Raw genomic sequence first — 23,342 nt, forward strand, 5'->3', positions numbered from 1 at the left:
ATCGCTATTCTCATGCGAGTCCCCGCTCTCTTTTTCGCCCTCTCCGTTCCTGCCTTCGCCGCCGCGCCGAAGGCCATCACCACGTTTTTCGATCAACACTGCACAGAATGCCATGATGCAGAGGTGAAGAAAGGCGGGCTCGATCTCACGGCGCTCGCCTTTGACCTCAAAGACCCTCAGCTTTTTGAAAAGTGGGTCAAGGTCCACGACAGCGTCGCCGATGGTGAGATGCCGCCGAAAAAGAAAGCGCGGCCTGATGCAAAGCTCGCGGAGGCGTTCCTAGACTCGCTCGATGGGCAGTTGCGTGAGACGAGCAGCTCGGCGCAGACCGCGCAAGGCCGCACGCTGGTGCGGCGGCTCAATCGCATCGAGTATGAAAACACCGTGCGTGACCTGCTGCACATCGACACGCCGCTCGCGGGCCTGTTGCCAGAGGATACGCCGATGCATGGCTTTGATACCGTGGCGGAGGGTCTGCGCTTCTCACAGCTCCAGATCGAAAAATACCTGGAAGCCGCCGACGCCGCCCTCGATGCCGCTGTGGACCTACGCATGTCGATCGAGCAGAAAAAAGAACGCTTCACCTACAAGGATGAAAAGTGGATCATCGAAAACCTCGCACTGCCCGATGACCCTCCTGCGGACCCGAAAAAAAAGTATGAGCGCAAGCGTGTCGCCTTCCGCGATCTGCCGGATGCGCTCGTCATGTTCACCGATGCCGACTACATGCTGGGCCTCAGCAAGTTCAAGATGCGTCGCAGCGGCACCTACCGCATTCGCCTTTCCGCCTATGGTTATCAAAGTGCGGGTGAACCCGTCACCGCACGCATCTACGCGAATGATTACAGCATCGGCAAGCGCCTGCTCGGCCACTGGGACATGCCAGAGGGCAAGCCGCGTGTGGCAGAGGTCGTGACTCGCATCAATCGTAGCGAGCACCTGCTAGTGATGCCCTTCAGTGTCGGTTACGACGCCGAAGGCAAGCGCCTCAACGACAGCGATACGACCAAGGAATTCAAAGGCCGAGGCCTCGCCGTGCAGTGGATCGAGATCGAAGGGCCGCTGGAGATGCAGGACTGGCCACCGCCTTCACTCAAGAGCCTGCTACCCGATGTGCCCGTGGTGAAGCTCGATGAAAAGAAGATCAACAACCGCCATGATGCAGAGAAGGCCATCGGCTATGAATTGCAGCCTGCTGACCCCGCCGCATCGCTGAAGACCTGCATCGAATCCTTCGCCGCAAAGGCCTTCCGTCGCCCACTGGAGTCCGGTGAATCAGATCGCTTCGTCAAACTGGCTCACGATGCCCTCGCAGGCGGTGCGAGCTTCCTCGACGCATCGAAGCTCGGTCTGCGCGGCGTGCTAACCTCGCCGCAGTTTTTGCTCTTCGATGAACTCCCTGGCCCACGTCTCAGCGACTACGCTCTGGCCTCACGGCTCTCTTATTTCCTCTGGAGCACGCTGCCGGATGACGAACTCATGCGCCTCGCCGCTGCCAAAAAGCTCCACGAGCCCGAAACGCTCAAAGCGCAGGTGAAACGCCTCCTCGCGGACAAGCGCAGCAGTGCCTTCGTGAAGAACTTCGCTGGTCAATGGCTTGATCTACGCAGCATCGACGCCACCTCGCCCGACACGACGCTTTACCCCGAATTCGATGAAATGCTGAAGCTGGCCATGGTCGGCGAAACGGAAGCCTTTTTCGCTGAAATGCTTCATCAAGACCTGCCAGTGACGAATTTCATCCGCAGTGACTTTTTGATGCTCAACCACCGCATCGCGCAGCACTACGGCCTCGGCACCGATATGGCGAAGGGCGAAGACTTCGTCCGCGTGTCGCTCCCCGCCGACAGCGTGCGCGGTGGCCTGCTCACCCAGGCCAGCATTCTCAAAGTCACCGCCAACGGCACAGTCAGCTCGCCCGTGCTGCGCGGTGGCTGGGTGATGAAGCGTCTGCTTGGCCAGCCACCGCCACCTCCACCGCCCGGCATTCCCGGTGTGGAGCCCGACACCCGCGGCGCGAGCACCATTCGCGAGATCCTAGCCAAACACAGCACCTCAGAAAACTGCGCAGGCTGCCACGCCAAGATCGACCCGCCCGGTTTCGCCTTGGAGAGCTTCGATGTCATCGGCGGCTGGCGTGATCGCTACCGCAGCAAGGAGAAAGGCGAGCGCCCGAATGCCAAAGTCGAAAACCGCGGCGTCTGGCAATACAAAGTCTCCCTCCCCGTCGATCCCACCGGCCAACTCGCCGACGGCCGCCCCTTCAAAGACATCAAAGACTTCAAACAACTCCTCCTCGCCAAACCCGCCGATGTGCAACGCTGCCTAGCTGAAAAACTCCTCACCTACGCCACCGGTGCCGCCCCCACTTATGCGGATGGTCAGGCGGTGAATGACATCGTCGGCAAATCGCTGAAGCAAGGTGGTGGCTTGAAGACTTTTGTGACTGAGCTGGTGCTGAGTGAGACGTTTGGGCGGAAGTAGCATCACTACACCGCGTAAATATCCTCCAGATCATGCCAGTGCTCCGTCGCAGGCGGCGGAGTGCTGTGCGTGATCTTGGTGCGGGTGAAGTAGCGTGTGTGGATCGTCGCCCGGCGTGAGTTGGGGTAATGGGGAACGCGGGCCTCCAGTTCCTCCCGCAGCGGGGCTGGAGAGCGTGCGGCGGTCCATTTGCACTCGCCGAGGTCGGTCCAGCCGTCTTTGCGCAGGCCGACGACATCGATTTGCGATTCCTTGTCCCAATACTCGCCGATCTCGAAGGCGGCGGTGACGCCTTCGCGGGCATAGATCATCGGCAGGGCCTCGCGGCAGAGAGCCTCAAAGCAAATGCCGAAGTAGGCATCCAGGCCCGGCTTGATGAGCCGCTCCATCGCCGCCGATGGACCGAGGCGGGCGATGAGGCTGGTCTGCGGGAAGACAAAGCGGAACCAGAAACGCAGCAGCGGATCATCCAGCACATAGCGCCCCTGCCGCACCTGCGCGGCACCGCCGGTGAGCGGATGCTTTTTGCGCACATAACCGAGGTCGATGAGCGTGGTGAGGTAGAAATGCAGCGCCCGGTCACCGATGCCGCTGGCGGTGGAGATGCCGCTGTTCGTGTTTTGACCCTCCGCCAGCGCCATGAGGATGCTGTGATAGTTCACCAGCTCGCGCAGTTCCTCACGCAGCAAAAAATCCGCCTCGCGCCGCAGCAGCCCCGTCTCCGTGAGAAAGGCGTCAGCAATGTTTTGCTCCACCGACCGTCCCTGGGAGAAGCATTTCAGGTAAAACGGCAACCCACCACACACGAAATACGTCCGCGTCTGTTCCAGCCGTGAGTAGCCGGGATGAAACAACGCAGCTTCCTTGTGGTCAAAGGGCCGCAGCAGGATCTGCCCGGTGCGCCGGCCAAAAAGCGGACTCTTTTTCCCCAGCACCTCCCGCTCCATGAAGCCGAGATACGAGCCGCAGAGGATCAGCATGATGCCACCCTTCTTCCACCGGCGATCCCATGCCTCCTGGATCACCGACGGCAACTCAGGGCTGACCTCGCACATCCACTGAAACTCATCCAGCGCCAGGATGAGCTTCTCCGGCCCCTTCCATCGCTCTTCGATCAGCTTGAAGGCCCGCGCCCAGCCGTCTACCTGCACCTCGGCCAGCAGCGGCTCGTCCAGGCACTCCGCCGCATCCCGCATGAACTCGCGGAGCTGCAAATCCGCCGGAGCCTGCTTCCCCACATAATAAATGCCGCGCTTCTGGCTGATGAAATGACGGATCAGCTCGCTCTTCCCGACCCTCCGCCGCCCGTAAACCGGAAGAAACGCCCCCGCCGCATCCGCCCATGATTTCTCCAGGAACCGCACTCGTTGCTGCGCCCCATGAATGGTTCGTCGATGGATGGAAGTGGCACGGCAATAATGAAACTTGTCATGCCTACACTTGTCAAGTTGCGACTTGAATATTAAAGAAAAACTCAGCGGCTGAACCAGTCTACCTCACGGTATTATCTCAGTGTAACTTGTCAAGTCACGACTTGAATACTCACCCTCCCCGCCATCGCCCGCAGCACCGTGTCCAGCACGCTCTCCAGCTCCTTTCCCAGGTCATCCGCCAGGAAACGCAGCACGAGGTAGCCCCGCGTTTGCAGCAGCAGGTCCTTCCGCCGATCCCGGCGATAAGCGACGGCATCGCCCAGATGCTGCGCACCATCGATCTCGATGACGAACTTTGCTTTCTCGCAAAGCAGATCGACCTCCATCTCGCCGCGATCATCGAAAGGGATCGGCAGCCGTGCATTCAGCCGGAATTGACCCGCCAAGGCAGGCAGCGTCTCGAAGCGACGGAAAATGAAGGCCTCGCTGGCACTGCGAGCACGATCAGCACCTGCGGCATCTGCGGTGGGAGGTCGCGTGGCGTGGACAAAGAGCTGCGCCAGCGGCGTGTCGATGCCATCGCGGATCAGGCGGCGCACGCTGGCGGCGTAGTCGGACTTCCACTGCGGATCGACAGGCAGCGGCACCTCCTGCGGCCAGCCGGGCAGGGCGTTCGCGGGTAGCAAAATCGTATAACCAACCGCCTCGTAGCCAGCGCAGCGCTTGTCGAACATGCGGGAGAGCATCGGCACATCCAGATCAGCGTAGTCATAGACCTGCACCACCGTTTTGCCGCTATGCAGCCGGTGCAAACGGCCCGCGTATTGGGCGATGGTGCCGCGCCATGAGACGGGCATCGTCAGAAAAAGCGTGTCTAGCCGCGCATCGTCAAAACCCTCACCAATGAAGCGACCGGTGGCCACGACGACGCGGCTTTCATCTGGCGGGATCGCCTTGAGCTGATCCAGCGCTGCGGCGAGCGATTTGCGACCCATGCCGCCTTGCAGCGTGACGACGTGGGCCACCTGGGGCCGCAGCGCCGCTGCCAGCGCCTCCAGATGCTCCGTGCGCTCCGTCAGCACGATGGGCGAGCGACCGCCGCGCACGGCGAGCACCACCTCGGCGATGATTTGCGCCGTGCGGGCCTCCGACCGCATCACGGCATCGCACAGTCGCTGAAATTCCATGCGCTTGTCCTCCTGCGCCTCGCCGCCGGGCACGAAGCCCGTGGGCCGCACCAGCACCTCGTGTGTAAAGGGCCGCTCCGCCGCCTGCTGCCGCGCATCCACGCGATGCCGCACTGGCCCGCATTGCATGAAGAGGATCGGATGATGCCCGTCCTTCCGCGTCACCGTGGCCGACAAACCGGTGACGTATCGCGCCTTCACCCGACGAGCCACGAGCTCAAAACTCTGCGCCGAGAGATGATGGCACTCATCTACGATCACATGGCCGTAATCCGCCACCGCATCACTCACTACGCCCTTGCGCACCAGGCTTTGCAGCAGCGCCACATCGATCAGACCCGTCAGTTTTTTCTTCCCGCCGCCCCAGCGACCGATCTCCGATGCCTTGAGGCTCAAAAATTGCCCCAGCCGCTCCACCCACTGCTCCATGAGCTGCTGCCGATGCACGAGGATGAGCGTGCTCACGCCCCGCTGGGCCAGTAACCACGCTGCGAGCACCGTTTTGCCAAAAGCCGTCGTCGCCGACAAAATGCCGAAATCATGCGCCAGCATTGCCCCGCCCGCTTTTTGCTGATCCGGCCTCAAAGTGCCGCCAAAGGCCACCGCGAGCCGTTTTCCGCCAAATCGCTCGTCCCGCAGCTTCACTTTGATTTTGAGCATCTTCAGCAGCTCCTGCACCTCATCCACACAACCACGCGGCAGGGCGATATGCTCCGCATGATCTTCCGCACAGCAGATGATGCGCGGCTTGTTCCACACCGGCAGCCTCATCGCCTGCGTCTTGTAAAACTCCGGATTCTGAAACGACGCGATGCGGATCAGCGCATTGCGCAGCGATGGCGGCAACGCAGCCTTCGGCACATAAAGCGAGTCCGCCAGCACCAGCTCGAGGCTCGCAGGCATCTCACCCACCATCGGCGAGTCTTTGCGACGCGATGGCATCAGCTTCCACGGCTCCGCCGCGTCCTCATCCTCCGCCAGAGCCATTCGCACACCCACGATGCGGCCACGTCCCTCCGTCTCACGCACGATCGCCTCCACCTGTGCCCGGCTCATGTGCTGGATGCCCGCCATGAACGCCCACTGATCCTCAAACGGCTCCAGTGCCTCATTCACAAACACACTGTTCCCCTTCTCCCGCACCGCCTTCTGCATCGGCAGCGCGATTAAATTCCCAAAGCCTCCGCGCGGCAGCGTGTCCTGATTCGGAAAGAAGCGGTCATAAGACTTCATCCCCGCCTCCGGACGCTGCTCCATCGTCTCCGTCAGCACATGCGCCCCCAGCTTCCGCGCCAGCGCCGCCGGGATCGCCTCCGCGAAAAACACCCACACATGCCCGCCCTCCCCGCTGCGCGACCTCTCCAGCACCGCAGGCACCTTCAGCCTCTCGCAAGTCGCCAAAAACGCCCGCGCATCCGCCGCCCAGTCCCCTTCATCGAAATCCACCGCCAAGAAAAAACACCGCTCATCCAGCAGCATCGGATACACCCCCGCCACAAACGCCTTCCCCCGCTCATCCACCCCCGAAAGATGCCGCCTGATGACCTCATCTGTCACCGGCAGCCACTTCTGAAACCGGCAGTCCGAGCACTTGATCCTCGGCTTCTCACAGATCCCCGCACCCACTCATTCCCACACACCGGCGAATACCCGCTCTTTCCTGACTTCACCGATTCAAACCGCAGTGGATACACCTCCTCTCGCCCCCGAAACAGCGAGCGGAAAAGCGTGATCTTCTCCGCCGGGGTGGATTGGTTGGTGACGGGCATGGAGAGGCTATTTGCTCAAAGGTGATGCCAGGGGATCGCGGTGATGTGGGAGTCGAGTTGCATCGGGCGGTCGCAGCGGCAAACGACGTAGCCGCGCTTGGCTTTGCCTTTCTGCTCGGCCATGAAGGTGCGCAGGTGGCGGGCATCGGAAGGAGTGGGGTTTGTGGTCCATTTCACCTCGATGGGGATGATCTCACCACCGTGCTCGATGATGAAGTCCACCTCCGCGCCGTCCTTGGTGCGCATGTAGTAGAGATTGCCTTTGCCCAGGTAGCGCAGGCGTTTCCATAGCTCGATCCCGACCCATTGCTCAAAGATGGGGCCAGGATTGGACAGCACCGTCTGCTCAGATGCTGTCAGCCCTGCGGCGGCGTGACGCAGGCCGAGGTCAAAGAGGTAGAAGCGCGGGGTCGAGAGCAGTTGCTTCCTCGGGCTGCGGGTCCAGGCGGGAAGGGTGAAGCCGAGAAACATGTCCTCCAAAAGCTGGTAGTGCGCCTTGACCGTCGGCTGCGAGAGAGCGGCTTCGTTGGAGATGGCGGCATAGTTCACGATCTGGCCGGATTCGGCAGCCGCGAGTTGCAGGAAGCGCTGAAACTTCCCCCAATCACGCACCAGGCCCTCGCGGCGGATTTCCTCCTCCAAATGCAGCACCGCATAGCCATTGAGCATCGCGTCCCGGTCCTCCTCATCCGCGGTGACGACGCCCGGTAGCTCGCCGAAGGCCAGCCGCGTGATCAGATCCGCCTCGGGGAAACGGTTGCGGCTCGGGGGATCAAAAGAAATGTCGATGATGCCTGCGCTGGTGGCTTTCATCGACTTCGGAGCTGGACGTTCAGCCATCGTCAGGGGGAAGAGGTGATGCACAAAGCTGCGCCCCGGCAGCAGGTTTGCTCCGGCCTGTCGCAGCTTTCGCGCCGAGCTGCCGCACAGGATGAAGCGCCAGCGTTTCTTGTCCGAATCGAAAAGATGTTGCACTGCATCAAACAGGGCGGGCACAGCCTGCACCTCATCGACAAAGACGGTGTGCGGCTCCTTTTGGCCTGGCATGGCCTGGCAGATGCGGATCAGCCTTTCTGGCTCGCGCAGGAAGCGTGATCGCTCACCCGGATCAGCCAGATCAAAGATGTGGGCGTGCTCTGGCAGCAGGGAGCGGATGAGTGTGGACTTCCCACACTGCCGCGCTCCGAACACGATGTGAACGAACGGTCGAGTGAGCTTTGCGGCGAGTGTCGGGGCATACCAGCGGTCAAACATAAGGCCAATCTAAGGCGATAAATCCAAATGTCACTTTAGATTACGCGTCTATTTCTAATGTTCTGTTTGGATTGTGAGCCTACAGGGGAGCGTTGTCGTAAGTCCTTGCTGGCCGTTTTCGATGTGTTCGAGGCCTGGGGGAAGGCTGCTTTTGAATTTGGGGCACCGATGAGTGTGATCACGACGATTAGGCTTTTCTGACGGCGCAAGTCATGGCTACAGGCGTTCGCAATGCCTGTGAACTGCTCTACTTTTGTAGTGATGAAATCATGGTCTCCTTTCGACTGAACCCTGGACTAGATCAAAGCGCAGCTTCGCAAGCTCCATAAAGGCCGAACTAAAGATTTGGTGAATCACTAGCAGGATGGTCTTTGCTTGATTTGGCTGGTCTCCACGCTTGAGAAAGTAGCACTGCTCATGTCCACGAACTTTTCTCGCCGTCATATCGGTCCGTCTGCCTCGGAGGCAGTGTCGATGCTCCAAACTCTCGGTTTTCAGTCGCTGGATGCTTTGATCGACAATGTCGTGCCAGAGGCCATCCGCAGCCGGGAGGCGCTGAATTTACCACAGCCGCTCTCGGAGGAACAGGCGCTACGCAGACTCAAGCAGATGATGGGGCGCAATAAGGTGCTGCGCTCCTTTATCGGACTGGGCTATCACGATACTTTTACGCCACCAGTGATTCAGCGGAACGTGCTGGAGAATCCAGGCTGGTACACGGCTTACACTCCGTATCAGGCTGAGATCGCACAGGGGCGACTGGAGGCGCTGATGAATTTCCAGACGATGATTTGTGATCTGACGAAGATGGATGTGGCGAATGCATCCCTGCTGGATGAGGGCACTGCTTGTGCCGAGGCACTGGGACTGGCTCTGGCGCAGGTGAATGGCGCATCGCATGTGGTCGTATCGGATCAATGCCATCCACATGTCACCGAGGTGGTAAAGACACGCTTAGCGGCGCTGAGCGTGGAGGTGAAAGTGGTCGATGTGATGCACTGGCGACATGATAGCTCCAGTAAGCCTGCCGCTGTGCTGGTCAGCTATCCAGACACCCTCGGAGTGATTCAAGATTATGAATCTCTGGCGCTGGAGACGCATGCGGCGGGTGCTCTGCTCGTGGTGAGTGCGGATCTGCTGGCGCTGGCGGTATTGCGCCCGCCGGGAGAGTTTGGCGCGGATATTTGCGTGGGGAATAGTCAGCGTTTTGGCGTGCCGCTGGGCTTTGGTGGACCGCATGCTGCCTTCATGGCGGTGAAGGATGCGCTGAAGCGTCGCATGCCTGGGCGCTTGGTCGGCTTGTCCAAAGACGCGGCGGGGCGGCCTGCGTATCGGCTTTCCTTGCAGACGCGTGAGCAGCATATCCGCCGTGAAAAGGCCACTAGCAACATCTGCACGGCACAGGTGCTGCTCGCGGTGATCGCTGGCATGTATGCCGTGTATCATGGGCCAGAGGGGCTGCGCCGGATCGCCCTCCGCACCCATGGAGCCGCAGTGTGGCTGGCCAGCGAGCTGATGCAGGGTGGAGTGGATGTCCTGAGTGATGATTTTTTTGATACCTTGAGCATCCGCACGGCCAAGGCAGATGATGCGCTGAAGCGTGCGCAGCTTTACGGCATCAATCTCCGTAAAATCGACGCACAGACTGTGGGCGTCGCACTGGATGAGCGTGTGACCGCAGAGGAGCTGGTTCATCTTCTTGCCGTGTTTGGTATCGCCAAGCCGAAGCAGCAACCGCTCCTACAGGATGAGCATGAGCTGCACTTCTCTGCCCAGCATCAGCGGACATCGGCTTACCTGAAGCATCCTGTCTTCAATAGCTACCACAGTGAGTCAGAGATGATGCGCTACCTCCACCGCTTAGAGGTGAAAGACATCGCGCTCAATCGCAGCATGATCCCACTGGGCTCCTGCACGATGAAACTGAATGCGGTGGCGGAAATGATGCCTCTGAGCTGGCCAGAGGTGAATGCACTGCACCCTTTTTGCCCGTATGATCAGAGTGAGGGCTACCACGCCATGTTTAGCGAGCTGGAGTCTTGGCTCGCCGAGTGTACAGGGTTTGATGCCGTGTCGCTCCAGCCCAATGCGGGCTCGCAGGGAGAGTATGCGGGGCTTTTGGCCATCCGGCGCTTCCATGAGGCACATGGAGACCATCACCGCGATGTGTGCCTCATTCCGACCTCTGCACACGGCACGAATCCCGCCAGTGCCGTCATGTGCGGCATGAAAGTCGTGCCTGTCATATGTGATGAGCAGGGCAATATCAGTGTGGATGATTTGAGATCGAAAATCGCAAACCACGCTGACAATCTCGCCGCGCTCATGGTGACGTATCCTAGCACGCATGGTGTCTTTGAGGCCAGCATCGTGGAAATCTGCCGCGCAGTCCATGATGCCGGTGGTCAGGTCTATATGGATGGGGCGAACATGAATGCCCAAGTCGGACTCACCTCTCCTGGACGCATCGGGGCGGATGTCTGCCATCTGAATCTGCACAAGACCTTCTGCATCCCACATGGGGGCGGTGGACCCGGCGTGGGACCGATCGCTGTGGCGGCTCATCTACGTCCACATCTGCCTGGGCATCACACCTGGAGTGATCAAAAAGTCGGAGCTGTCTGCTCTGCCCCCTGGGGGAGTGCGAGCATCTGCACCATCTCATGGATGTACATCGCCATGATGGGGCCGCAGCTCGTGCAGGCCACGAAGTATGCCATCCTGAACGCGAACTATACAGCAAAGCGCCTGGAGCCGAGTTTCCCTACCCTATATAAGGGGCAGGGAGGCCTTGTGGCGCATGAGTGCATCATCGACCTTCGGCATTTCAAACGCGTCACCGTCGAGGACGTGGCCAAGCGGCTCATGGACTTCGGATTTCATGCACCGACGATGAGTTGGCCAGTGGGCGGCACTCTGATGATCGAGCCCACGGAGAGCGAGAGCCAAGCCGAGCTGGATCGCCTGTGCGAGGCCCTGCAATGCATCCGCTCGGAAATCGAATCCATCGAAACTGGCACATCGGATGCAGTAGATAACGCCCTCAAGCACGCTCCTCACACTGCGGAAGCAGTCTGCGCCAATCACTGGCCCCATGCCTACTCACGAGAAGAAGCCACTTATCCACTGAAATGGGTCCGTGAGTCGAAATACTGGCCCCCGGTAGCTCGCATCGACAACGTCCACGGAGACCGTCATCTGATCTGCACCTGCGTCAGTGTGGAAGAGGCTGCGGCTCAATGATTTGGCTAACCTGCGGCCGACTTCTGTCTGGCATCTATCTTTTCAAAAGCCCACCATAACTTTTGGCCCACTGGAGTCATAAGGTGGAGCGGGTGATGGGAATCGAACCCACGTATCAAGCTTGGGAAGCTCGTGTTCTACCATTGAACTACACCCGCGTGTAAGGTGTTGTATGAGTAGTCGTGAGCACCACTGCGGCAATCACTTTGTTCATTTATCCGGGGCGGGAGAGGCGCGTTTTTGACGGGTCGGTATCACTGACGATTTGCGGCTAAGGTTCAAAATAGGGCGGGAAAAGCCAAATTGAGCCAGATATAAATATTGCATATACGCATACACTCATATAGAAATCTGATTGGAAACTTCTATTTCAACTATGAGCAAACACCTTCTCATCCTCGGCGGCGGCACTGCTGGCACCATGATGGCGAATCACCTCCGCCGTCGTCTTTCGAGGTCAGATTGGCGAATGACTGTAGTGGATCGCTCAGAGCGGCACCTGTATCAGCCAGGGTTTCTTTTTTTACCCTTCGGGATTTATGAAGAGAGCGATATTGTGCGACAGACGCGGGATTTTATCCCTCACGGCGTCGATTTCGTCCAGGCTGAGGTAGATCAGATTCTCCCATCAGAGCACGCGGTCACCTTCAATGATGGAAAGCGACTGTCCTACGACCTGCTCATCGTCGCTACAGGCTGTCGCACGGCCCCGGAGGAAACAGAGGGCATGCTAGGGCCAAAATGGCGTGTGAACGTGCATGATTTCTACACGCTTGATGGTGCTAAGGCTCTGCGGGAAAAGTTGGCCGATTTCACTGGTGGTCGTGTGGTCGTCCATATCAACGAAATGCCGATCAAGTGCCCTGTGGCTCCACTGGAGTTTGCATTCCTGGCCGATACCTATTTCCGCGAGCGTGGACTGCGAGACAAAATCACGCTCACCTATGTCACGCCACTCTCTGGAGCCTTTACCAAGCCCAAATCCTCCAAGAAGCTCGGTCATCTGCTGGCTGACAAGGGTATCGAACTGGTCACTGACTTCGTAGCAGAACGGGTCGATCAGGAAAATGACAAGCTGATCTGCTTTGATGGTCGTGAGGTGCCATACGACCTCCTGGTGACCACGCCGACGAACATGGGCTCTGAAGCCGTGCGCCGCAGCGCCATGGGTGATGATCTCGATTTCATCCCGACTCATAAACACACGCTCCAATCGCTCCAGCACCCCGATGTCTTTGTCATCGGTGATGCGACGAATGTGCCTGCCTCCAAAGCGGGCTCCGTAGCCCACTTTGAGAGTGAAACGCTCGCTGATAACGTGATGCGCCATATCCGAGGCGAACCACTGAAGGAGGACTTCGATGGCCACTCGAATTGTTTCATCGAGTCAGGAAACGGCAGAGCCTTGCTCATCGACTTTAATTATGAGTATGAGCCACACGAGGGTAATTTCCCCTTTGCCTTCGGCCCGATGAAGTTGCTGGAAGAGTCACGGCTCAATCACCTCGGCAAACTAGCTTTTCGCCATGTTTATTGGAATGTGCTGCTAAAAGCCTGGCCGATGCCGGGTATCAGCAGACATAAGAAAAAGCCAATAGCGTGAGGCATGTACCAGATCTCGAAACCCAACTAACCAACGACCATGAAAAAGAACATCGCAGGAACTGAAATCGACGTGAACGAGGAAGGCTACCTCACGGACATGTCACAATGGAGCGAAACGATCGCCGCCGCCATCGCGGTCGAAGAGGGCATAGGCACGCTCACCGATGGCCACATGAAAGTCATTCGCTACCTGCGTGAGCAGCAATCGAAAGGGGCCGCCCTCACCATTCGCAGCATGGGGAAAAGCGGTGTCGTGACGACAAAAGAGCTCTATGACCTCTTCCCCGGCGGTCCTCTGAAGAAGTCCTCCAAGATCGCAGGCATTCCCAAGCCTGTCGGCTGCATCTAACCAACCAAGAACACAGAATCACGAACCAAGAAGTTTATGTCTGACGAAAAACAACCTGTGAAAAAAATGTCCATCATCGTGAGCCGTGGTTCACTGGATGGAATCTACCCCGCGCTGATCATGGCCAATGGCGCACGCATGGAGGGCATCGAGGCATCGCTATTCTTCACCTTTTTTGGTCTGAATGCGCTGGCGAACAAGACGCTCGATAGCCTAAAAGTCTCCACCGTGGGCAATTCCGCACTGAACATGGCCATGCCCATGCTGGGAATGCCGATGACGGTGCCCTTTCCGACCTGGATGGGGGCCATCCCCGGTGTATCCGCATTTGCCACTCACCTCATGAATAAGGAGATGGAAAAGCTCGACATCCCACCTGTGCGTGAGTTCCTGGAGCCTGATCTCGGATTCCGGCGGCAAGATTTTTGCCTGCAAACTGGCGATGGATATGTTCAAGCTGAAGAAGGAAGACCTCATGGACCGCGTCGATGGAGTGCTCACCGTGGGTGACTTCTACGAGGAATCTGCCGGAGCTGGCACCCACATTCTTTTCACCTGATTTCCATGCCCGTCCTCTGCAACGATGCTGACCGCTGTGAGGTGATGAACCTCGCCTGGGGCCCCAATGGCCACGGCCCCTATCTCGTCCGTCAAGAGGGCTACGAACCCGGCAGTAGCCAGTTCAAACCGCAGCGCTTCATTCTTCAAAAAGGCTGCGATGCTACGGACATCAGTGGTGGGATGCTTTCGGCAAAGATGTTTAGTGCCAAGTAACATTTGGCAAATGCATCCCCCACGGCAGGTGTTCCTGAACCTCACTCTTTGTGTCATGCGCTCTTTCTTTCACCTCGTGGTTTTGTCCGTCAGTGTCAGCACGCACGCCATGGAGCTTTTCGACGAGAGCAAAGCTCAGACGCTATTTGCCTTCGATCATGTGGCGATTCCGCATACTCAGAACCTGCGTCTGGAGATGCGGCGGCCAGTGCGTTTTCAGGGGAATCCGGTGGTCGCGCGGGGAGAGCCTGGGGCACCGGATGCACATGGAGTGCAGTTTTATGGTTCCGTCATCAAAGACGGCGGCAAGTATCGGATGTGGTATGTGGCTTTTGACGATGCCGTAGAGAGCAAGGTGGCTTCGGAGCGCTGGAGAGCAGCATATGCAGAAAGTGCGGACGGTTTGACCTGGGTGAAGCCAAATCTAGGGCTCGTGGAGTTCAGAGGGGACAGGAACAACAACCTCCTCGATATGGGGGCAGCTTGGGGCTTCGTGAACCTGAAGGTGATCAAGGATGACGCAGATCCTGATGCCTCACGCCGCTACAAGATGACGACACACGTTTACTTCAGGCACCACACTCGATTGGGAACACTGCTACCCTTTATCAGCGTGGATGGACTGCGGTGGAGACCTGTGAAGGATGTCGCTCCGCTAAATGGTGAGCTGCAAAAGAATGATCTTCTTGTGCCGGGGTTTCACTTGGAGCCCGCGTGCGGGCTGTATCAGTGGGACGGTCAGTATTTTCTCACCGCGCAGAATGCGATGCCACATACGCATCACTATCAGGGGAGAGTGGTGAGGCTCCATCGCAGTGCAGATTTTGTGAACTGGTCTGCGACGAGCAGCCTTGCCTTTGTGCGAACTGCGCAGCACACGTATCTAGGAGCCGGGCGGAGCAGAGAAGGGGAGCAGTGCCATGAAGGCATCGCGGTATGGAATCGCGGGAACGTCTTGCTCGGTGTGTATGGACGCTGGCATGGAGCGGCGGAGTGGAAAGGTGTGTCGGTGGATCTAGGCTTTGTTCTAAGCAATGACGGACAGCAGTTTCGTGAGCCTGAGCATGAATGGACCTTCCTGGAACGCGGAAAAGACGGCGAATGGGATCAAGGCGGAGTGCTTCAGGGGCAAGGTTTTGAGAATATCGGTGAGAAAACGCTGATCTACTATGGTGCATGGGACCCGCGTGCCACGGGTGGGCCAGAGGTGAAGCGTGGTGGAGTGGGGATAGCCACTCTACCGCGAGATCGCTTCGCGGATCTCATGGTCGATACCAGCGGCGAAGGTCCTGGAGACTATCAAATGCCGAAAGTAACCGCAGAACTGGTGACGCAGGCATTGGAGGCAAAAAAACCGCGCTTTTTCGTCAATGTGGCGGGTTTGGGCGCTGAAGCAGCTTTACGCCTCGAAGTGCTCGATCACGCTGAAAGGCCCATTTTGGGCTGGAGCACCCTGGTTCGCCAAAATGGCTACCAAGTGCCGGTGGAGTTCCAAACTGAATCTGAGTTACCAGAACGAGTAAGGCTGCGAATCGTGTTTGAAGGTGTAAAGCGCACGGATATCCGATTGAGCGCTATTTATTGCCGTTGATGTGACACTCGGAAAGGGCTAGGCCAACAAGGGCTTGCGTGCGGTGAATGGAGCGAGACGCGAGATCGCGATCAAGGGAGACTCACTTGAAGGTGAGAGCCGTCTTTGGCAGCAGCGCTTTGATCTTTGCCTGAGTTTCGTCGCTATAAGGCTCCTTGCCTGGTGCGAGGCGCATGGATTTGAGGAAAGCGAAGTCTGCTAGCACAGACAGACGTGCATCAGGGAAGGGGACTTTGCCGAGTTCGAGATGCTCCAACTGCGTGAGGCCAGCGACGACTTTGAGTTCGGCATCGGTTAGTTTTGAGGCCTCAGTCAGTGTCAGGCGGCGCAGGGTGGTGATGCATTTGATCAAAGGGATGCAATCAACGGAAGCAAAGCCTTCGCCAAGTTGCAGCGACTCCAGTGGGAGCTTGGCGAGATGAACCAGCGCCTGTGGCGTGGCGTTGGAGGTGCCGATTTCGAAGCCTTTGAGCTTGGTGAGCTTGGCGAGATGGGGAGCGCCAGCGTCGGTGAACTTGGCGTGAGCGAGGCTGATGCTTTCTAGATTGGGCAAGTGATCGCAGAGTTCCTTCAGGCCTTCATCATTGATGCTGCTGCCGCGATGGCTGACTTTTACCAGCTTGGTGAAGCCGTCGAACTTCGCATACGCCTTGCCGGTGATCTTGGTGCCGACGAATGAGAAGGCTTCGAGGTTCTTGAGACCGGCGAGCTGCTCCATGCCAGCATCGGTCAGCGGGCCGTTGTTGGTGAAGCGCAGAGTTTTGAGGTTGGTCAGCTTGGCGATGTGCGGCATCCACTCGTCATTGAACTTGGTGGAGATGACATTCAGCGACTCCAGTGTGCTGATGTGTCCCAGATGCTCAAAGAAGGCCGCGTCATACGGATCATTCTTGCGGTGATCATGCGGCCCCGTATTCGGCACGGCCAGATCGACCAGCTTGAGGCTCTGACCATCTTCCGTCTTCTCAACCTTGCCCTTAGCCCCTTCCACGATGCGTGTGACCGCTTCGACATGCGGATCGAGCGCAAAGGCTGAACTGGCAAGGCAAAGGATGATGGTGAGTGGTAGTTTCATGTGGATGGGGAGAGTTGGTTGGGGCGGAGCCCGTAAGCCGTTGTGTTGAATCTTAGCGAGTGAGAAGCCAGCGCTGGGGTTGGCTCTGGGGCAGGATGAGGATGTGCGTTAAGCGGGTAGCTCAAAGCCCTTGCAGTAGGTTTTGCGAATCAGTGCATCCGCTTCGGGGGCGTTGGTGGCTTTCATCGCGGCGCTGTCCCATTCGATGCGTTTACCGAGTCGGATGGGGAGCACGCCCGTGAGCAGGGCTTCGGTGTAGGGGGCGGCGTAGGCGAAGTTGGCCTGGGCATCCTCCGGTTTGCCCGCGAGGCAGGCAGCGACCCATTCTTCACGGTGCCCAGGGCTCCGGGCAATGGTCTTGGGTGGCAGCTTGAAGCTCTGCATCTGGCTTTCTGGGACGATGCGTGGTGTGCCAGACCATCCAGGAGCGATGATGGAGCCCTGCTCTCCGAGGAAGAGGATGCCATTATCGCCGATTTTGCGTGCGGGATCGAATCCAGGTGGTGGCGCGGGCTGCTTGCCGCCATCATACCAAGTGAGCTTGATGGGGCCGCGGTTGCCTTTGGCGGCGAAGTGCCACGTCACGATGCTCCACACAGGGAAAGAGTCCACATTGGTCTCTGAGCACTCTGCCTCTACCGCTGTCGGAGCGCCGAGATCGAGCGCATACCATGCAGGGTCGGCATTGTGCACCATCATATCCCCTAGCGCTCCGCAACCGTAGTCGAACCATCCGCGCCACTTCCGTGGCACATAGAGTGGATGATAGTCATGCTCCGGGGCAGCTCCCTGCCATTGATTCCAGTCGAGTGACTCAGGGACGGCGACTTTTTCGGTGGGGCGTGGTCTGCCTTGTGAGTCCCAGAACTTTCCAGGTCGATCAGACCACACATGCACTTCCTTGATGCCGCCGATGGCACCTGCGTCGATCCATTCCTTCGTGAGGCGGAGCCCCTCGCTGGCATGACCGGTATTGCCCATCTGTGTGACCACCTTCATCTCGGCGGCTACTTTCGCCATGAGGCGTGTTTCCTCGATGGTGTGTGCCAGCGGCTTCTCGCAATAGACGTGTTTCCCGAGCTTCATCGCGGCGAGAGAGATGGGCGCGTGCCAATGATCTGGCGTGCCGACCATCACGGCATCGAGGCCTTTTTCCGCAGCCAGCATCTCGCGATAGTCTCTGTAAAATGGGCGTCCTGGGTAGAGCTTGGCCATGGTGGCCTCATGTTTCTGCTCCACGTCACAAAGCGCGGCGATGTGCACATTGGCAAAACTAGCGAGATCACGCGTGACGCCGCCACCTTGTCCTCCGATGCCCACGCTGCCGATATTCAGCTTTTCAGAAGGCGCGGGCACACCTGGAGCCCCGAGAACATGACGCGGGATGATATTGAAGCCCAAAACGGCTGCGCCAGTCGCGATGAAGTCACGGCGTGAGGGTGTGGGTCTGAGGTGTTTTTTCATGAGGGATTGTGGCGAGTCATTGAGCCGCCTACTGAACGCGTCTCACATCCCGTTTGTTCATGGTCATCAGCTCAAGTGTGCCCCAGATTCAAAAGAGAGCAGTCTGGGGGCAATATGAGATAACTCGAGCATCCGTGCTTCAGGCCCTCCGCCAGCGCTGAAAGGCCTCAATGGCCTCATACTCGGCCAATCCGAGAGAGTCGTAATGATGAGCATTTTCTCGATTGGTCTCTGGTGCTTCTTTTTCGAGGCTGCTGAGTGCGGCGAAGCGCCCGAGGGCGTTTTGCTTCTTTTCCATCTGGAGAGGGCTCATCGGCACGGCCATGTCGATCTCATGGGGCTCCAGAGCTCGCTCTTTGCCACGGTAGAGCCATAGACTGCATGCTCCCGCGAATTCCTCATGGGAGCAGGCTTTTAGCGCGGAAAGCAGGAGGCGGAAGGTGATGCCGCTGACGCTACTGGGGTCTGCTGCGTCGCCGGTGAGATAAATCTGATGTGGCTTGTGCTCATCGAGCAGCTTCTTGAGCGCATCGACATCCGCCTGGGTGCTTTTGAAGCGGCGGTAGCGCCCTGCTTCATAAAAGGGTAAGTCGGCAAAGATAATGTGGTCATTGGCAAGGCCCAGAGTGTGCGCGGCATCACGCAGTTCACCGCGTAGGATGAGACTCTTGAGCTGGCGCAGCAGCGGGGTGTCCTCGCCGAATTCGCCTTTGGCTTCGAGCTGTGAGAGAGCGTCTTTTGCATACGCGACTTGGGCTTTCCAATCGCCCGCATTGTTCGCATTGGAGGCGAGTTGGAGGAGTGTCTCGGCAAATTTATCTGCCTCGCTATCTGGCACACGTAGGCTCCCGCTGGTGAGAGAGATGAGGCGGACCTCGTGCCCTTGCTCGATGAGGCGGTCGATGGTGCCGCCCATGCCGACGATGGCGTCCTGCGGCTCTGGAGAGAGCACGAGGCAGCGCTTTGGATACGGTCTGGCACGCTCGGGGCGGTAGGTGTCGTCCTCGTCCGGCTTGCCACCAGGCCAGCCCGTGATGGTGTGCTGGAGCTGGTTAAAGATGCGGATATTGAGCTGATAAGACGGCCCTTGCTCACTGAGGAGGTCACTGAGGCCGTGCTCATTGTAGTGCTCGTCGATGAGCTTTAAGATGGGCCTCTTGGTCTGGAATGCTTGCCAGACCATGGCACGCCGCGTCTCACGCGGTGTCCAGGATACAGGTGTGCCGGTGAGCCAGGGTAGCTTCACCCGGGTCAGCTCGCGGGAGGCTCCCGTGTCGATGAAAAACCGTGCGTCGGCATGGTCTTGGAGGAAGGAGGCAGAGACAGCTTCCGTCATCGGGCCTTCGACGGCTTTGGCGACGACTCCGGCCTTATTTTCTCCCCAGGCCATGAGGACGAGCTTTTTCGCTCTCAAGATCGTGCCGACACCCATCGTGATAGCGAAATGCGGCACATTTTGCTCCCCACGGAAGTCGCTGGCGGCATCCTGACGAGTCACGCGATCGAGCGTGATGCGGCGAGTGAGTGAGTCACGGCTGGAGCCAGGCTCATTGAAGCCGATGTGGCCCGTGCGGCCGATACCGAGGATTTGCAGGTCGATTCCGCCCAGGGAGTCGATCTTCTGCTCGTAGTCGCGGCAATGGGTGAAGACCTGATCGCTTCGCAGTGTGCCGCTAGGGATGTTGATGTTGGCTTTGGGGATGTCGATGTGGTCAAAGAGCTGCTCCGCCATGAAGCGTGCGTAGCTTTCTGGATGTTCCGCCGAGAGGCCGAAGTACTCATCGAGATTAAACGTGATGACATTTTTAAAGCTCAGTCCCTCTTCCTTGTGCAGACGGATGAGCTCACGGTAAAATGGCACGGGAGTGGAACCTGTGGCCATGCCCAGCACGACGGGCTTTCCAGCCGCATTGCGCAAGGTGAGGAGGTCCTTGATCTCCTGGGCCAGTGTTTTCGCCGCCGTAGCGGAATCAGGGAAAATGAGGGAGGGGACTTTCTCGAAGGCTTCGGCAGGTGAGCGTGACATGGTGGTCGATGTTCAAGGTTTTAGCGACAAATTCAAGGTTCAAAGTGCCCGCCGTAGCAGCTATTGGGCCTCGGATGCATTTCAGGACGCTCAATCGGGAGCGGTTGTAAAAATCACGCATGATTTGCCCTCGCCAAAAGGAAACGACCTCTCTACTCTGTCCGCGCGCGACCTAGCGCACACCTCAAACCAACTTAACTCACATACACGATTATGGGCCTCATGGATTACCTCAAAGGACAGTTTCTGGAAATCATCCAATGGACGGATGACTCACGCGACACGCTTTCCTGGCGTTTCCCTGATGAGGACAAGGAAATCAAGCGCGGTGCCCAGCTCATCGTGCGGGAGTCCCAGGTGGCTCAGTTTGTCTATCTAGGCCAGTTCGGTGACACGTTCGGTCCTGGCAAGCACGACCTCATCACCGATAACATCCCTATCCTCTCCACGCTGAAGGGCTGGAAGTACGGCTTTGAGTCCCCCTTCAAAGCAGACATCTACTACGTCACCACACGCCTCTTCACCGGCAACAAATGGGGCACCAGCAATCCCATCATGATGCGTGATCAGGACTTCGGCATTGTGCGGGTGCGTGCCTTTGGCACCTTCGACTTCAAGATCACTGATCCGAAGATCTTCCTCAAAGAAGTCGCCGGTAGCGACCACCACTTCCGCCTGGATGAATTCGCCGATACCATGCGCAGCCGCATCGTCAGCGTCTTCACTGATGCACTCGCCAGCGCCAAGGTGCCTGTGCTAGACCTCGCTACCCGCTACTCAGAGCTCGGAGAGGCACTGCTACCGCTCATCAATCCCGCAACGCAGAGCAAATACGGCATTGAGATCACCAGCTTCCTGCTGGAAAACGCCAGCGTGCCACCGGAGGTCGAGCAGGCCATCGACAAACGCAGCAGCATGGGAGCCATCGGCAATCTCAACGACTACGTGAAGTTCCAGATGGCTGAGGGCATGGCCAAAGGCGGCAACAGCCCCGCTAGCGCCGCAGCAGAGATCTCCATGGGCTTTGGCATGGCGCAGCAGATGATGGCACAGGGGGCATTCAACATGAACCCCGCCGCAGGAGCCGCGACTCCACCGCCGCTCCCTGGTGCCGCCCCAGTCGCCGCAGCACCTGTCGGCGGAGACATCCTCACGCCCGCACAGGTCGCTCAGACCCTGGGCGTCTCCGAGGCAGACGTCATCGCCACCATTGAGGCAGGAGACATCAAGGCCAAGAAGATCGGAACCCAATTCCGCATCACCAAAGCCGCGCTGGACGAGTTTTTGGCCAAATAAGCCGCAAACCACCCTTTCATCGCCTTTTCCACACCGCGTCCACCTATGGGAGGACGCGGTTTTCTTTTTATAAACTTCAGACAGAAAATAAACAACGCCGTCATTGACACTCTATGGACGGGCCACCTATACTTTTGGTCTCATGCTCAGGCAAATCATCGGACAATCTGAAGGGCAAAAGGACGCCAAACGCGTCGAGGCTGCACCTGCTCCCGCTCCGGCCCCCGCGGCCGCCGAGCGCGCACCCATCCTCTCCGCCGCACCCGCTCCCACTGCACAACCCCCACGCGCTTATTCCGCTCCCACAATGAACACCAGCAAAAACGTCCTGGCCAATGACGTCGAGATCAAAGGCTCCATCAAATTCTCTCATGACCTCATCATCGACGGTAAGATCGAAGGTGAAGTCATCTCAGACGGCAGCCTGACGATCGGCGAAAACGCCATCATCAAGGGCGAGGTCAAAACCCGCACTGTCATCATTTTCGGTAAAGTGGAAGGCAACATCACTGTCGCCGAGCGCTGCGAGCTCAAGAGCAATGCCATCCTCGTCGGTGACATCGCTGCTGGCACTCTCTCCATCGAAGAAGGTGCCACATTCATGGGTCAGTCCTCCGTGGGCAAAAAACCCGACGCGAAAGTCGCGGGCGGTCCAAAACCATAACCTCTCTCCCTTGCCCCACGAGTGTTCGGACGGTTTTTCACTCCGAAGTCCAGCATTCTACCCACTCCTCCGAAGAATCAGATCGAAGTGGTGTGTCCGTCATGCGGCGCGGCTCAGTATGAGCCGCGCCTCGTCGTTTCCTCCTTTTGCAAAAAGTGCGGCGTCCACCTGACCATCAAAAAAGGGAAGGTCTCTGCATCCCAAGCCAGTCGCTCTGGAGCTGGCTATGGCGACTGGGATAGCCCGGAGCCCGCGCCAGCCATTGCTGCCGCACGCGCCGCCACCGCGCCGCCTCCTCCACCGCCCGTCGAGAAAAAAAGCCTCATCTCGCTCCCAGAGCCTGCGAGCGAAGAGGATCGTGATGCTGATTTATCCGCCGCAGATGGTTTCGGAGCCTTTTTAAAGAATAAGGTCCAACCCGCTGCGGCCCCAGCTCCCATCGCTACACCGGCTCCCACTGCCCCCGAGCCAGCACCAGTCGCTGAAGAGCCCTTCGTGCTCAAAAACGAAGATCCGCCCTCCGAGCCGGAGCCTGAACGCCGCGCCAGCTCGAACTCCCCGCCTCCCACGGCGGCTCCCGCGCCACTTTCCGCCAGTTCGCTTCAAAAAATGAAGGATCTCGGCATGTACCGGAACCAGTACTTCAAGGACGTGGAGTGCTTTGAGTGCCGTCACAGCTTCAAAACAGGTCGCAGTGCTCGTAGTGCCAACTGTCCATCCTGCGGAGCCTACATCTCTCTCGAGGACGTGGAGATCAATATGAACTCCTCGCAGTCCATCAAGACTCGCGGCGATGTCATCATCCGAAAACGCGGCCATCTCACCGCTAGCGAGGTGCATTGTCGTGATTTGCGCTGCCAGGGCCTGTTCGAGGCCAATGTCCATTGCCTCGGTGATGCCGTCTTCAAGTCCAGTGGCACCATCATCGGGGAAGTACGCTGCCACCGCCTCATCATTGAGCGCGGAGCAGACATCGTCTTTAAAAATCCTGTCCACGCTGCTGAAGTCGAGATCCATTCCCGCATCACTGCCACCATTTACAGCAGCGGCCCCGTCCTCATCGGCACCAATGGTGCCGTCAATGGCGATGTCACCGCCCGTGCGGTCTCCATCGAGCCCGGTGGCGAGCTCAATGGGGCTATGAACATCGTGCGGCCAAAAGCCACCGCTTGATGAGCCGCTCATCCT

Annotated in this window: 15 protein-coding genes, 1 tRNA gene and 1 pseudogene; 10 read left to right on the forward strand and 7 right to left on the reverse strand. The window is 58.4% G+C overall.

Annotated features, from left to right (window positions below; genetic code table 11):
* Positions 1–12: 12 nt before the first annotated feature.
* Positions 13–2,484, forward strand: coding sequence for a DUF1592 domain-containing protein (locus IPK32_19130; GenBank protein MBK8094020.1), 2,472 nt, complete (start codon positions 13–15; stop codon positions 2,482–2,484).
* Between the two features lie 5 nt (positions 2,485–2,489).
* Here IPK32_19130 and IPK32_19135 read toward each other — a convergent pair whose 3' ends face one another.
* From IPK32_19135 to IPK32_19145, 3 genes are all read right to left on the reverse strand, one after another.
* A complete protein-coding gene (locus IPK32_19135; protein MBK8094021.1) occupies positions 2,490–3,848 on the reverse strand; it encodes an ATP-binding protein in 1,359 nt (452 codons plus the stop codon).
* A gap of 158 nt (positions 3,849–4,006) precedes the next feature.
* Positions 4,007–6,523 (reverse strand): DUF559 domain-containing protein, encoded by a 2,517-nt coding sequence (locus tag IPK32_19140; protein MBK8094022.1) that lies wholly within the window; start codon positions 6,521–6,523, stop codon positions 4,007–4,009.
* 305 nt (positions 6,524–6,828) lie between these two features.
* The gene (locus tag IPK32_19145; GenBank protein ID MBK8094023.1) at positions 6,829–8,067 is read right to left on the reverse strand and encodes an ATP-binding protein; all 1,239 of its coding nucleotides are present in this window, start codon (positions 8,065–8,067) and stop codon (positions 6,829–6,831) included.
* A 417-nt stretch (positions 8,068–8,484) separates the two neighbouring features.
* On the opposite strand from IPK32_19145, the gene gcvP reads away from it, so the two are divergent.
* Entirely contained in the window at positions 8,485–11,310 is a 2,826-nt protein-coding gene (gcvP, locus tag IPK32_19150; protein ID MBK8094024.1) for an aminomethyl-transferring glycine dehydrogenase, read from the forward strand.
* An 84-nt stretch (positions 11,311–11,394) separates the two neighbouring features.
* Here the strand turns inward: gcvP and IPK32_19155 are convergent.
* Positions 11,395–11,468: transfer RNA gene (locus IPK32_19155), tRNA-Gly, on the reverse strand.
* 218 nt (positions 11,469–11,686) lie between these two features.
* On the opposite strand from IPK32_19155, the gene IPK32_19160 reads away from it, so the two are divergent.
* The 5 genes and pseudogenes from IPK32_19160 (at position 11,687) to IPK32_19180 (ending at position 15,629) form a co-directional block, all read left to right on the forward strand.
* The gene (locus tag IPK32_19160) at positions 11,687–12,913 is read left to right on the forward strand and encodes an FAD-dependent oxidoreductase (protein MBK8094025.1); all 1,227 of its coding nucleotides are present in this window, start codon (positions 11,687–11,689) and stop codon (positions 12,911–12,913) included.
* A gap of 39 nt (positions 12,914–12,952) precedes the next feature.
* Positions 12,953–13,264 carry a TusE/DsrC/DsvC family sulfur relay protein gene (locus tag IPK32_19165; protein MBK8094026.1) on the forward strand — a complete coding sequence of 104 codons (312 nt, stop codon included), beginning with the start codon at positions 12,953–12,955 and terminating at the stop codon, positions 13,262–13,264.
* Between the two features lie 36 nt (positions 13,265–13,300).
* Positions 13,301–13,823 (forward strand): annotated as a pseudogene (locus IPK32_19170) (DsrE/DsrF/DrsH-like family protein).
* Positions 13,824–13,828: 5 nt separating this feature from the next.
* The gene (locus IPK32_19175; GenBank protein MBK8094027.1) at positions 13,829–14,038 is read left to right on the forward strand and encodes a hypothetical protein; all 210 of its coding nucleotides are present in this window, start codon (positions 13,829–13,831) and stop codon (positions 14,036–14,038) included.
* Between the two features lie 55 nt (positions 14,039–14,093).
* Positions 14,094–15,629 (forward strand): hypothetical protein, encoded by a 1,536-nt coding sequence (locus IPK32_19180; GenBank protein MBK8094028.1) that lies wholly within the window; start codon positions 14,094–14,096, stop codon positions 15,627–15,629.
* Positions 15,630–15,711: 82 nt separating this feature from the next.
* On the opposite strand, the gene IPK32_19185 is transcribed toward IPK32_19180, so the two are convergent.
* The 3 genes from IPK32_19185 to nagB form a co-directional block, all read right to left on the reverse strand.
* On the reverse strand, positions 15,712–16,704 hold the full coding sequence (locus IPK32_19185) for a G protein-coupled receptor LGR4 (protein MBK8094029.1): 993 nt from the start codon (positions 16,702–16,704) through the stop codon (positions 15,712–15,714).
* A 108-nt stretch (positions 16,705–16,812) separates the two neighbouring features.
* Complete coding sequence (locus tag IPK32_19190; protein MBK8094030.1) at positions 16,813–18,168, reverse strand: Gfo/Idh/MocA family oxidoreductase; 1,356 nt, start codon at positions 18,166–18,168, stop codon at positions 16,813–16,815.
* A gap of 139 nt (positions 18,169–18,307) precedes the next feature.
* On the reverse strand, positions 18,308–20,194 hold the full coding sequence (gene nagB / locus IPK32_19195) for a glucosamine-6-phosphate deaminase (protein ID MBK8094031.1): 1,887 nt from the start codon (positions 20,192–20,194) through the stop codon (positions 18,308–18,310).
* Between the two features lie 213 nt (positions 20,195–20,407).
* Here nagB and IPK32_19200 point away from each other — a divergent pair, with 213 nt between their 5' ends.
* The 3 genes from IPK32_19200 to IPK32_19210 all read left to right on the forward strand — a co-directional run bounded on the left by IPK32_19200 (position 20,408) and on the right by IPK32_19210 (position 23,327).
* A complete protein-coding gene (locus IPK32_19200) occupies positions 20,408–21,490 on the forward strand; it encodes an SPFH domain-containing protein (protein MBK8094032.1) in 1,083 nt (360 codons plus the stop codon).
* Positions 21,491–21,797: 307 nt separating this feature from the next.
* Positions 21,798–22,154 carry a polymer-forming cytoskeletal protein gene (locus tag IPK32_19205; protein ID MBK8094033.1) on the forward strand — a complete coding sequence of 119 codons (357 nt, stop codon included), beginning with the start codon at positions 21,798–21,800 and terminating at the stop codon, positions 22,152–22,154.
* 21 nt (positions 22,155–22,175) lie between these two features.
* Positions 22,176–23,327 (forward strand): polymer-forming cytoskeletal protein, encoded by a 1,152-nt coding sequence (locus IPK32_19210; GenBank protein ID MBK8094034.1) that lies wholly within the window; start codon positions 22,176–22,178, stop codon positions 23,325–23,327.
* The last annotated feature ends 15 nt before the right edge of the window (positions 23,328–23,342 follow it).

Source organism: Verrucomicrobiaceae bacterium, from assembly GCA_016713035.1.
GTDB lineage: Bacteria > Verrucomicrobiota > Verrucomicrobiia > Verrucomicrobiales > Verrucomicrobiaceae > Prosthecobacter.